At 32.7% G+C, this 13515-nt stretch carries 10 protein-coding genes; 8 read left to right on the top strand and 2 right to left on the bottom strand.

The window, feature by feature from the left end; all coding sequences use genetic code 11:
- The first annotated feature begins 128 nt into the window (after nucleotides 1-128).
- On the top strand, nucleotides 129-2558 hold the full coding sequence (locus BUE22_RS17425; RefSeq protein ID WP_073397023.1) for a DUF5916 domain-containing protein: 2430 nt from the start codon (nucleotides 129-131) through the stop codon (nucleotides 2556-2558).
- A gap of 140 nt (nucleotides 2559-2698) precedes the next feature.
- Nucleotides 2699-4216 (top strand): 2,3-bisphosphoglycerate-independent phosphoglycerate mutase, encoded by a 1518-nt coding sequence (gene gpmI, locus BUE22_RS17420; protein ID WP_042563761.1) that lies wholly within the window; start codon nucleotides 2699-2701, stop codon nucleotides 4214-4216.
- A 147-nt stretch (nucleotides 4217-4363) separates the two neighbouring features.
- Here gpmI and BUE22_RS17415 read toward each other — a convergent pair whose 3' ends face one another.
- The gene (locus BUE22_RS17415; RefSeq protein ID WP_073397021.1) at nucleotides 4364-5620 is read right to left on the bottom strand and encodes a DUF445 domain-containing protein; all 1257 of its coding nucleotides are present in this window, start codon (nucleotides 5618-5620) and stop codon (nucleotides 4364-4366) included.
- A 266-nt stretch (nucleotides 5621-5886) separates the two neighbouring features.
- On the opposite strand from BUE22_RS17415, the gene map reads away from it, so the two are divergent.
- The 6 genes from map to apaG all read left to right on the top strand — a co-directional run bounded on the left by map (nucleotide 5887) and on the right by apaG (nucleotide 12829).
- Nucleotides 5887-6705 carry a type I methionyl aminopeptidase gene (gene map / locus BUE22_RS17410; RefSeq protein ID WP_073397019.1) on the top strand — a complete coding sequence of 273 codons (819 nt, stop codon included), beginning with the start codon at nucleotides 5887-5889 and terminating at the stop codon, nucleotides 6703-6705.
- Nucleotides 6706-6766: 61 nt separating this feature from the next.
- Nucleotides 6767-7141: a GxxExxY protein gene (locus tag BUE22_RS17405; protein ID WP_073397351.1), complete on the top strand. Its 375-nt coding sequence runs from the start codon at nucleotides 6767-6769 to the stop codon at nucleotides 7139-7141.
- 81 nt (nucleotides 7142-7222) lie between these two features.
- A complete protein-coding gene (locus BUE22_RS17400) occupies nucleotides 7223-8002 on the top strand; it encodes a class I SAM-dependent methyltransferase (RefSeq protein WP_073397017.1) in 780 nt (259 codons plus the stop codon).
- A 110-nt stretch (nucleotides 8003-8112) separates the two neighbouring features.
- Nucleotides 8113-11019: a DEAD/DEAH box helicase gene (locus BUE22_RS17395; protein WP_073397015.1), complete on the top strand. Its 2907-nt coding sequence runs from the start codon at nucleotides 8113-8115 to the stop codon at nucleotides 11017-11019.
- Between the two features lie 80 nt (nucleotides 11020-11099).
- Nucleotides 11100-12362, top strand: a complete 1263-nt coding sequence (locus BUE22_RS17390) for a type IX secretion system plug protein (RefSeq protein WP_073397012.1) — start codon at nucleotides 11100-11102, stop codon at nucleotides 12360-12362.
- 80 nt (nucleotides 12363-12442) lie between these two features.
- A complete protein-coding gene (gene apaG, locus BUE22_RS17385) occupies nucleotides 12443-12829 on the top strand; it encodes a Co2+/Mg2+ efflux protein ApaG (RefSeq protein WP_042563756.1) in 387 nt (128 codons plus the stop codon).
- Here the strand turns inward: apaG and pdeM are convergent.
- Nucleotides 12826-13461, bottom strand: coding sequence for a ligase-associated DNA damage response endonuclease PdeM (pdeM, locus tag BUE22_RS17380; RefSeq protein ID WP_073397009.1), 636 nt, complete (start codon nucleotides 13459-13461; stop codon nucleotides 12826-12828). The genes apaG and pdeM overlap by 4 nt on opposite strands.
- Nucleotides 13462-13515: the final 54 nt, after the last annotated feature.

Genomic DNA, 13515 nt, shown 5'->3' with positions numbered 1-13515 from the left:
TGTTTAAATATGTAGCCATAAACCTACTTTAATTAAAAAGATATAATTATTGAATATTAAAGTGTAACATTTAACATAAACAACTGTCTATTTATAAGGGCAATCATTATTCGTTATTTTATTCAAAAATGAAAGAAATATTTTTTTTAAGTTTTTTACTATCAACATCCTTTGTTTTTAGCCAAAAGAAAACTTTACAGGCACAGCCAATTTCTCAATCTATTGTGGTTGATGGAAAATTAGATGAAGCCGCATGGGAAAATACTCCTTTAGCTACAGATTTTGTTATGTTTGAACCCGATAATGGTAAACCTATTCCTAACACTAAAAGATCTGAAATCAAAGTTTTATATAATAATGACGCCCTTTATATTGGTGCAATGCTATATGATGACGAGCCAGATAAGATTTTAAAAGAAATCTCTCAACGTGATAATTTTGGAACTGCAGATATTTTTGGTGTTTTCATCAATGGTTTTAACGACGGTCAGCAAAATTTTGAGTTTTTTGTTTCTGCCTCTGATGTCCAAGGCGATTGTATTATGACAGATGCAAATGGCGAAGATTTTACCTGGGATGCGGTCTGGATTAGCAAAGCCAGATTAAGCGATAAAGGCTGGATTGTTGAAATTAAAATTCCGTATGCAGCTTTGCGTTTTTCTGCAGAAAATAAACAAACGTGGGGAATTAATTTTTTCAGGGAAATAAAAAGAGAACGTAAAAAATATACGTGGAATTTAATTGATACCAAAATTGGCACTTTTACACAGCAAAACGGTAACCTGGAAGGAATTGAAAACATCAAACCTCCTACCCGATTGTTTTTTATGCCTTACGCTTCTTATTATTTAAATGCCGGAGAGGGACAAAAAACCTACGGAACAATGAAAGGCGGAATGGATATTAAATATGGTATAAACGATGCTTTTACACTCGATGCCATTTTAATTCCCGATTTTGGTCAAACAAAATACGATGATCAGATTTTGAATTTAGGTCCGTTTGAGCAGCAATTTAACGAAAACAGGGCTTTTTTTACCGAAGGAACTGATTTGTTCAACAAAGGAAATATGTTTTATTCGAGAAGAATTGGAGGAGCACCGTCAATTGATCCGGATTTAAATGATGATGAAAAAATCATCGAAAATGTTCAGAACGTAAATCTTATTAATGCGCTAAAAGTTTCGGGAAGAACTAAAAATGGTTTGGGAATCGGGATTTTAAACGCAGTTACCGAAAAAACATTTGCTGTCATACAAGATACAATTTCCGGCGCAACCAGACGTGAAGTTGTGGAACCTTTGACAAATTATAATGTTTTGGTTTTAGATCAGCGCTTTCGCAAAAATTCATCAGTAACCTTAATCAATACAAATGTTTCCAGAAATACACATTACAGAGACGCCAACGTAACCGGTCTGGCGTGGGATTTAAATACAAAAGCGAATACCTATAATTTATCCGGAAATGTAAAATACAGTTTAATTAATGCCGAAGAAGATAAAAAAGGAATTTATTCAACTATTGGCTTTGCCGAAACAAGCGGAAATTATCGTTACAGTTTTGGTTCTGATTTTGTTTCTAAAGATTTCGATCCGAATGATTTGGGAATTAATTTCTATACTAATTATTACAACTTTTACGGAAATGCAAATTACAGAATTCTAAACCCGACAAAGCTTTTTAATAGTTTCAAGATTAACCTGAATTTGTATTCAGAATTTAATAAAGAATCTGGAAAAGTACAAGATAACAGCATCAATGCAAATGTGAACCTTACAACAGTAAAAAATAATTATTACGGAACAGGAATTACGTTTTACCCATTAGAATCATACGATTATTATGAGCCAAGGGCAGACAATAGATATGTCGCGCTTCCACAGAGAATAGAATGGTGGGGCAGTATTTCGACCAATTACAATTATAAGTTTGCTTTAGATTTAAATCCTACTTTATTACTTTTTAATCAATCAGGGCGACTCAATTATGGCATTGACATTGGCCCAAGATATCGTTTTAACGATAAACTATTGTTGACATACACTTTTAGCTATTTAAGAAAAGACAATAACAAAGGGTATATCGACAGTGTTGATGAAGATGATAATGAAAGCACACCCGAAACTATTGTTTTTGCAAATAGAAATGTAATTACTTACGCTAACACTTTAGGCGGAAAATATGCAATAAACAGTGCAATGACGCTTAATTTAGCCGTTCGCCAATATTGGTCGTATGCCGAAAACAAAGATATTCTTGAACTGGAACAAGACGGGACTTTATCTCCACATCCGCAATATACCGAAAACAAAAATTCGAGTTTTTATTCCTGGAATGCTGATCTTTCTTATTCCTGGTGGTTTGCTCCAGGTAGTCAGGTTTCGGTTTTATACCGAAACAGCGCAGCAAATTTTGAACGTACAATTGACAAAGAATTCAAATCGAATGTTGCCGACTTATTAACCAATACGGCATTAAAACATGTTTTTTCTGTAAGCGTAAAATACTTTATTGACTATAATGCAATCAAAAATAAAATTAGAAAGCGAGCGTAGTCTGAATTAATTTTAAAAAATAAAGACTTATATAATTAATTTAATATTTTTCACAACAATTCATTTTATTAAACATAAATTATGACATTGCTTTCTTGCTCATTTTATAAATGGTTTATCTTTGTAAAAAACTAAAAATGATGAACAAAAAAGTAATACTTATGATTTTAGACGGTTGGGGAAAATCTCCTGACCCTAAAGTATCTGCAATAGACAATGCAAACGTTCCTTTTATAAACAGTCTTTACCGAAATTACCCAAGTGCACAACTTAGAACTGATGGTTTAAACGTAGGTTTACCAGAAGGCCAAATGGGAAACAGTGAAGTAGGTCACATGAATCTTGGTGCCGGAAGAATCGTATATCAGGATTTAGCCAAAATAAATCTGGCAGTAGCACACAAAACGCTTGCAAAAGAGCAAGTATTGGTTGATGCTTTTAAATATGCCAAAGAAAACAATAAAAAAGTTCACTTTTTAGGATTAGTTTCTGATGGAGGTGTTCACTCTCATACTTCACATTTACGCGGATTAATTGACGCTTCTCAGGAATATGGTTTAGATAATGTTTTTATCCATGCTTTTACAGATGGTCGTGATGTTGACCCAAAATCGGGAGCTAAATACATTCATGATTTAGAAGAATATATTAAAGAAACTCCTGTAAAAATTGCTTCAATCATTGGTCGCTATTATGCAATGGATCGTGATAAACGCTGGGAAAGAGTTAAACTTGCTTACGATTTATTGGTAAATGCAAAAGGAACTCATTCTCAAAATGCAGTTGCCAGCGTTCTTGACAGTTATGCAAATCACGTTACCGATGAGTTTATCGAACCAATTGTTATGGTTGATGAGAAAGAAAATCCATTGGCTACAATTATCGAAGGCGATGTTGTTATTTTCTTCAATTTTAGAACAGACAGAGGTCGTGAGCTTACAGAAGCGCTTTCTCAACAAGATTTTCACGAGCAAAACATGCACAAAATAAACTTGTACTATGTTACGCTTACCAACTACGACGAAACATACCAAAATGTAAAAGTTGTTTACAATAAAGATAATATTACTGAAACTCTTGGTGAGGTTTTAGAAAAAGCTGGTAAAAAGCAAATTCGTATTGCCGAAACCGAGAAATATCCACACGTAACTTTCTTCTTTTCGGGCGGAAGAGAAACTCCGTTTGAAGGAGAAAGCAGAATTTTAAGAAACTCTCCAAAAGTAGCAACTTACGATTTACAGCCAGAAATGAGTGCTTTTGAATTGAAAGATGCGCTTATTCCTGAATTAAATAAAGGCGAAGTTGATTTTGTTTGTTTAAATTTTGCAAACGGTGATATGGTAGGCCATACCGGAATCATGAGTGCTGCAATTCTTGCTTGTGAAGCTGTTGATGCCTGCGTAAAAGGTGTTATCGAAGCAGCTCTTGCAAACGATTATACTACAATTGTAATTGCAGATCATGGAAATTGCGAAACTATGATTAATCCTGACGGAAGCCCAAATACGGCGCACACAACAAACCCGGTGCCGATTATTTTGGTTGACAAACAATTAAAGAACATAAACGATGGTGTTTTAGGTGACATCGCTCCTACTATTTTAGAATTAATGGGCGTTCAGCAACCAGCAGCAATGACTTGTCATTCGTTGTTGTAGAAAACATCTTAGGTTAAATTTTTAAACCATATAAGTTATATAAGTTCATTTAAAAAACTTACTATACTTATATGGTTTTATTTTTCCAAAAAAAACAAATCACGCTGATTTATATTTACTTATATAACTTATATGGTTTAAAAAGCATCACACTATAAAAAAGTGATAAATCTGTTCTACGCCATAAATCACAAGTCCGATCATTCCTCCTACCAGCGTTCCGTTGATTCTGATGTATTGAAGATCTTTACCGATTTCCAGTTCTAATTTTTCAGAAACTTCCTTTCCGTCCCAGCTTTTTACAGTAGAGGAAATTAAATCGCCTATCACTTTTTTATTATTTAAAAGCACTGATAATAAATCAATTTTGATAAAATTATTGATTTTGTCGATCATTATTGGATCATCTTTTATTCCGGTTCCGAAACCCTGAATTAAATTTGAGATACTATTTTTGATGGAAGATTGATCCCCTTTTTCCAAATCAGTAGTAATAGACAGTTTTATTTCATCCCAAATTCCGTTTACATAATCCTGAACTTCTTTTTTGCCGGCAAAACCAAGAATTAGGTTATTGATTTTCACTCGCATTTCTTCTGAATTTTTTACCTGATCCAGGAAATTATAAACATACTCATCTATTTTAATTCTCACGGCGCTGTCGGGATTTTTGGCTTCATCTAAAAATTCGGCCAAACCATTAAAAATTCCTTCTGAAATGCTTTTATCGGCTAAGCCAAAACTCAAAAATGGCGTTGATTCTTTTACTTTTTTGCGAATCAAATCTTTATTATTTGCCAATTCGGTGCTCATAACTTCCATCAAATTGGTTAGCAATTGATCTTTAACGTTTCCCTTTTGTAAAGGTTCTAACGCCAAAGCGACCCAATCTCCAAAATTAATTCCTTCCAATTTTTCCTTAAACTGAACCTGAATTAATCGTTTTACATCTTCATCTTTTATAGTTTTTAAAACACCCGGAATAATATTTACAACAACCAAATTAGCAATTTTATTGGCATTTTCTCCTTGTGAAAGCCAATCTGAAGCTTTTGTCGCAAAATTGAATTCTTCTAATTTAATTTCCAGTTTTTCCCGATTCAGGAATTCCTCCGAAACAAAACTGCCCAGATTTTCCCCAATTTCATTTTTCTTTGTTGGAATAATCGCTGTATGCCAAATCGGGATTCCCATCGGATGACGAAATAAAGCCACAACTGCAAACCAATCTGCGATTCCACCCACCATTGCTGCTTCGCTAAACGCCTGCAGTATCGGAATCTTAAAATAAATAGCAATTATAAATAAAAGGACCGCAAAACCTAAAAGTGCCAAAGCGTTTCCTTTCATTTTTCGTAAAGCTTTTTCTTTGGATATATTTTCCTGGACTATCGGAGTTTTCATGATTTAAACGTTTTTACTACTAATTTACGTTTTTTCTGTCAAATATTAAGTTGAAAAGAACAAGAGATTAAAATTGGAAGTTTGCCACTCCCGATAGCTATCGGGATCACTAATTAGCGCTAATTATATTGGTTTTAAAAATTCTACTAAATTGTTATTCGTGGAAATTCGTGAATTCGTGGCGAAAAAAACCAATTCGAGGCAAAAAATTTTAGCCAAAAATTTATATTAAAATTGTACTTTTGCGAACTGAAAATCTGAAAAATATGATTATCCAAAAAAGTAGAGAGGAAATTGAATTAATGCGCGAAAGTGCTTTGATCGTATCTAAAACATTAGGAATGATTGCTTCTGAAATTAAAGAAGGAGTCACCACATTATATCTTGACAAGTTAGCCGAAGAATTTATTCGTGATCATGGTGCGGTTCCTAGTTTTCTGGGATTGTATGATTTTCCGAATTCGCTTTGCATGAGTCCGAATGCACAGGTTGTACACGGAATTCCGAACAATACACCTTTGAAAAATGGTGATGTTATATCTGTAGATTGTGGTGCATTCAAAAACGGTTATCACGGTGATCACGCTTACAGTTTTGAAATTGGAGAAGTTGCTCCGGAAGTTAAAAAACTTTTGAAAATCACTAAGGAATCTCTATATGTTGGGATTCGTGAATTTAAAGCAGGAAATCGCGTTGAAGATGTTGGAAATGCAATTCAAAAATATACTGAAGCTCACGGTTACGGTGTTGTTCGTGAATTAGTTGGGCACGGCGTTGGACAGAAAATGCACGAAGAACCGGAAATGCCAAATTACGGAAAACGCGGCCGCGGAAAACTTTTCGTTGAAGGAATGGTCGTTGCTATTGAGCCAATGATTAATATGGGAACAAGAAACATCAAACAACTTAAAGACGGCTGGACTATATTAACGGCTGATGGAAAACCAAGTGCGCATTTCGAACACGACGTTGCCTTAATTGACGGAAAACCAGAATTATTATCGACTTTTCAATACATCTATAAAGCTTTAGGAATTGAGAGTAATGAAGAAGATGAATTTAGACAAGTGCCGCTTATATTATAACACGAATTTCACAAATTTGCACGAATTAATATATTGCTGAAAATTTCACTGATTAATGATGATGAATGAGTTATATTTAAAAGAAGAGTCCTATAAAATTATTGGGATTTGTATGGAAGTCCATAAAATTTTAGGAAAAGGACATAGTGAAAAAGTGTATGGTGATGCATTAGAATATGAATTTCAAAGAAATGAAATCCCTTACAACAGAGAATTAAAATATAATATCGCTTATAAGGATATAATACTGTCGAGTTATTACTTTGCAGATTTTGTGATTTTCAATGAAATCATTTTAGAATTAAAAGCAATTGCAGCACTGTCAACAAGCGAAATTAAACAAACATTAAATTATCTGGCTGCATCAAAAAACAAACTAGGTTTACTAGTAAATTTTGGAGAGGATAGCCTTAAATATAAAAGAATAATACTTTAACCCAAATCAAGGTTCGTGAAATTTCACCACAAACATTAATCCGTGTTAATTTGTGAAATTCGTGTTCAAATCTATTAAACTGTGAAAAAACTTTTTAAACTAATACTTAATACAATCCCACGCCCATTATTAATTCGTTTGAGTTATGTGGCCCGTCCGATTTTGGCTTTATCACTAAAAGGAGATAAATTTACTGACCCAATTGATGGGAAAAGTTTTAAATCGTTTTTACCTTATGGATACGGAAAACAACGTAACAATGTGCTTTCGCCAAGTACGCTTTCATTAGAAAGACACCGTTTGCTTTGGTTGTATTTAAACGATCAGACTGATTTTTTTACAGCACCAAAAAAAGTATTGCACTTTGCTCCGGAACAAGCTTTTTATAAATTATTCCGCAAGCAAAAAAATCTTGATTACACCACAACCGATTTGTTTTCGCCTTTGGCAGATGTAAAAGCAGATATCTGCAATTTACCTTTTAAAGACAACGAATACGATGTGATTTTGTGTAATCACGTTTTAGAACATATTCCGGATGATACAAAAGCGATGCAGGAATTATTTCGTGTATTAAAACCAGGCGGAATGGCTGTTTTACAGATTCCTCAGGATTTATCGAGAGAAAAAACTTTTGCAGACGATACGATTACAGATCAAAAAGAACGCGCTAAAATATTTGGACAATACGATCACGTTCGTATTTACGGAAGAGATTATTTCGACAAATTAAGAAGCATCGGTTTTATCGTAATCGAAGAAGATTATACGAATAAAATTGCCCCAGAATTGGTAGAAAAATATTGTTTGGCAAAAGGAGAAATTATTCCTCTTTGTTTCAAACAGGAAATTAAACAGTAGATTTTTCACCACATAATTGATTTATAGTTCATTTAAAAAGTTTTCAAAATAGCAATATTTGAAAACTTTTTAAATTTTAGCTCAAACCCTAATACAACCCAACCCTAATTTTGAAACCTTCAAAATCATTTCAATTTTGTTTTGACGTCAGTTTTGACAAAAACCTGAACACTTATCTTCCAACTTCTTATGTCGTTGAAGATACGAATGACATTAAATATTTAGACAAAAAAGCAACTTCCGGAATTCTTAAAAGCTTCGGAATTATATTTGATGATTTAGATTCTAATTCAAAAAAAATACTGACAGCTTGCGAATCATTAAAACCTGAGTTTATTTTCAAAAAGTTTAGCGCAAAAATCAAGTCGGCAAAAACAATTGCTGATTTACAGAAAGACTCTAAAATTGAATTTGCGATTCGCCAGCATTTGCAACTAAATCTGGATTGCTTTTATACTTTAATTGTAAAAGAGCAATTTCCGCTGTCAATCAATATGAGCGCTGAAAAAGATTTTTTTCGTTCAAGAGTCAATATTGACCCCCGTTCTTTCGAGCCTCAAATTCAATTTGACAAACACGACGCCGGCATTACTTATAGTTTATCTTTAAAAGAAAACGAAACTACCTTTTTACCCATGAATAGTAGCGTAGATGTTCTTTTAGACGAGCCGGGCTGGTTAATTATAGATAAGAAATTAGGACAGTTAAAAGATCTCAATTCTAAAAAACTTTCGCCTTTTTTAACCAAAAAATCAATCGAAATACCATCAAAATTAGTTGACAATTACTTTAAGAATTTCATTCCAGAAATTGCTAAAAAAATTGATATTCAGGCAACCGGTTTTGAAATTGAACTTCGTGATACCATTATTTCATGCACGATTCAGCCTGTTTACGATTTCTTCAAAAACTGTTATTATCTCAATTTATTTTTTGATTATAATGGTTATTCATTTGATTCAGGCAAAACGAAGAAAACACATTCGTTTGTTGATTTCAGCATTATAAATGAACCTAAAATAATTCAGTTTAAACGAAGTGCTGATGAGATTTTATATACAAATAAATTAGTTGAAATTGGTTTAACAAAAATCAAAAACGAATTATTGGGATTGAATTCTGAAACAGAAATTAGCGATCCTTACACCAATATTCAATTTATTATTGATCGTAAAGAAGAGCTTGAAAATCTAGGATTTACAATCCAGAATTTAAAACTCGAAAGCAAAGAAATCATTACAGGAAACCATACAGTTTCAGCTTCAAAAGAAACAACCGGAGATTGGTTTGACATTAAAATAATCATTACAGTTGGAACTTATACGATTAACTTCAGTGAAATAATTCCTAATATAAAAAGTAAAGAAAGACTCTTTTTATTGCTTGATGGAAACTATTTTTTGATTCCCTTAGAATGGTTCAGTAAATATAGTTCGCTTGCAAAGCTGGCAAAAACAGAAGACGGAAGTCTTCTGTTGCGTAAAAGTAATTTTACCGCTTTGGATGCGATACCGGAAATCAAAAATGATGCAGAACCAATTTACGAAGCTGAATATGTTGCTTCTGATTTGCTAAAAGCCACTTTAAGACCTTATCAAATTGATGGTGTAAAATGGCTTTTGGGTCATTTTAACTCGAATTTGGGCGCTTGTCTGGCTGATGATATGGGACTTGGTAAAACTTTACAAACCTTGGCTGTTCTCGTGGCCGTACAGGAACAATTAGGTTTTACAACAAAAACCACGAATTTTGATTTATTTCAAAATGAAACCACTATACAAAGAGAACCACTAAAAACCCTGATTGTTTTACCTTCTTCATTGGTTTTTAACTGGTACAATGAAGCAGCAAAATTTACGCCGCACTTTTCAAAAATGCAATATGTGGGTAATGACAGGAAATTATTAGCAAGCAGATTAGATTCTTGTGATTTAATTTTTACGAGTTACAGCATTGTGCATCGCGATATTTCAATTTTAGAAAAATATAATTTTCGCTATTTAATTTTAGACGAAAGTCAATACATTAAAAACAAGAATTCTAAAATTTTTAAAGCGATTAATAAAATAAAGACGTATAATAAAATTGCATTGAGTGGTACTCCAATCGAAAATTCGCTTGACGATTTATGGTCGCAAATGGAGTTTATAAACCCTGAAATTTTGGGTACTTATAATTTTTTTGCTGAAAATTTTAAAATTCCGATTGAGAAAAAGCAAGACGAAAACAGTTTATCTGAATTAAAAAACCTGATTCAGCCTTACATATTAAGAAGAACCAAAGAACAGGTTTTAAAAGACTTACCCGAATTAACAGAGCAAATTTATTACTGTGACATGGATCCCGAACAGGAAAAATTATACGAGCAGGAAAAATCTAAAGCCCGTAATTTTTTATTAAAAACAGACGGATCAAGTCCAGACAAAATTAGCATTATCAATACGTTAATGAAGTTAAGACAGTTGAGTAATCATCCCAAAATGGTTGATCAGGAATCTGAAATTGATTCCGGAAAATATATTGCGGTTACTAATTATCTCGAAACTTTAGTAAAAGAGAAACAAAAAACGATCATTTTTAGTTCGTTTGTTACTAATTTGAATTTTTACACGACTTGGTGTAAAGAAAATAAAATAACATTCTGTGAAATTACAGGTGAAACTCCGGCAAGTAAAAGAGAACAGCAAGTAAAACTTTTTCAGGAAAAAGACGAACCTCTATTGTTTTTTATTTCGCTTAAAGCGGGCGGCGTTGGTTTAAATATTACCAAAGCTTCTTATGTTTTATTTCTTGATCCGTGGTGGAATCCTTTTGCTGAAAAACAAGGAGTTGGGCGGGCACACCGAATTGGACAATTAAATAAGGTGAATGTTATTCGCTTCATTTCAAAAAATACGGTAGAAGAAAAAATAATCAAATTGCAGGAAAACAAAAAGCTGTTATCGGATTCCCTTTTAGAAGAAAGTTTTGTTAACGATGAAATCGAAGTTAATCTGGATTACATTTTGGGTTCTTAATAAATTGTTTTTAAAACCAATAAAACGTACTATTTTTCGTTATATAAATTGTTATATTTACAATCTTACAACGCAATAAGATGTCAAAATTTTTGTTTCAGAACTTTCTTTTGTTTTTCATTTTTACTTTCGCGACAGCGCAGGAAGTACAAACAGAAGTAATTCCTCCTTATAATATAAAAACAGTTTCGTTTGTTCAAAACGGAAATAATGTTGTGCCAATATTTGAATTAGGCTCCACGTTTGAATTGCAATTTGATGATTTATTTGGCAACGAAGCCAATTATTATTTTGATATTACGCATTGCGATTACAACTGGAAACCAACCGATATTCCTAAAACAGATTTTATTCGTGGTTTTGATAATCAAAGAATTACAGATTATGTAAATTCTTTTAACACGCTTCAGGTTTATTCACATTACCGGCTTGCTTTTCCCAATCAGTTTACAACCCAATTACGACTTTCAGGGAATTATATCTTAAAAATTCTGAACGAAGATAAGGAAGTGGTTTTCTCGAGAAAATTTATTTTATATGAAGAGCATTCGACCGTTGCTGCACAGGTAAAAAGAAGCCGAAACCTCAGCAATATAAACTATATGCAAAATCTTGAATTTACGATACTTTCTAATGATATTGCTTTTCAAACGCCTTTGCAAAATGTGAGAGTGGTTTTGCTGCAAAATGGGGATTTTAACACAGCAATTAAAAACATTCCTCCTCAATATACAATTGGTAATCAATTGGTTTATAAATATGGACAGGAAACTTTGTTTTGGGGCGGAAATGAATTTTTATATTTTGAAAATAAAGACATTCGGGCCGCTAATAATAATGTAGGGAAAGTAGGATCTAATAATGATATTTATAACTCTTATTTATATACCAATGCAGCAAGGGGTAACCAAATTTATACTAATTATGAAGATGTAAACGGTAATTTTGTTGTTAAGAATATAAACGGTTCTAACAACGAAATTGAAGCCGATTATGCCTGGGTTTATTTTACACTTTCTGCACCAACATTCAGATCAAATAATAAGGACATTTATGTTACCGGAATGTTTAATAATTACAGCTTATCGGCAGAAAATAAAATGGATTACAACCAGGATAAGGGTGTTTTTGAAAAAGCAATTATGATCAAACAGGGTTTTACCAATTTTCAATATAAAATCGCCGATAAAAAAGGCATTGTTGATTACGAAAATGCTATTGATGGCAACTTCTATCAAACCGAAAATGAATACACAATATTGGTATATTATAAGCAAAGTTCTGATCGATATGAAAGAGTTATCGGAAAGGGGAATGCTAACTCTATCAATATCACCAATTAAAACATTGTTAAAGGATTTCGGGTAAACGAATTTTTTTCGTAAGTTTGCCACTATAACACTCACATATATACGACGTTAGTATGGTTTCTCAGATTACAAGAGGCATAAAAATATCTGTTTTAACTAGTTTTGAAGGTACTTACTTCAAGAACTACAAGATTCATTTTGCCTTTAGTTATGTAATTACAATCGAAAATCATAGTAAAGATTCGGTTCAGTTAACTTCTCGTCACTGGGAAATTTTTGACTCTCTTAACGATCTAGAAGTTGTTGATGGTGAAGGTGTTATCGGAAAAAAACCAGTTTTAAAACCTGGTGAAAATCACACTTACAGCTCTGGTTGTTTGCTTTCATCTCCATACGGAGCCATGAAAGGTCACTTTAATATGATCAATTTTACCACAACAAAAACATTCAAAGTAATTGTTCCTACTTTTAGAATGTGCGCTCCTTTTGCATTAAATTAATTTATTGCGACTTCTATTATCCCTTCTTTTGTAATCGCATAAACTTTGTCTTTTTCTGTTGGAATTAGATATGAATTTCCTGTAAATTCTCCAAAAGCCGGAAAAATCAACTGATTTGGTTTGTGAAAAAAGCAAGATAAACTTAAAAATTGTCGTCCTAATCCTCGTAATTGTATTCCGGGATGAATGTGTCCGCAAAAATTAAAAAAATCTTCTTTTTCTGTTGGATGATGGGTTAATAGAAAATTTCCTATTTCTAATTCATTAAAAATTTCAATATTTAGATCTGAATAGTTTTGTTTAGAAATGATATCGTGATTTCCTTCCACCAAAATTATTTTCTGCGAATGTTCTTTGGTCCATTGCACAAAAAGATTCCATTCATTATTGATTTTACTATGAAACAAATCGCCCAAAAAAACGATTGTTGTGGGATTAAATAATTCTAAAACCGTTTTTAATCGGGCAAAATTTTCAAAAATGGCATTATTTGGAATTCCAATTCCGTGTTTTCTAAAATGCGCCACTTTTCCTAAATGCACATCTGAGATTAAAAGTATTTTTTCTTTTTCCCAAAAAACAGCACCAGATTGATGCAGAATAAAATCCTGATTGTTTATTATTATGTTCATGCACGTTGTTGTAATTATTTTTAACACATAGCTATTTGAAAAACGAGTTTTCTT

This window comes from Flavobacterium pectinovorum, assembly GCF_900142715.1.
Classification (GTDB): Bacteria; Bacteroidota; Bacteroidia; order Flavobacteriales; family Flavobacteriaceae; genus Flavobacterium; species Flavobacterium pectinovorum.
Note: the sequence above shows the minus strand (reverse complement) of the source record. Positions and strands in the feature narration are given on the sequence as shown.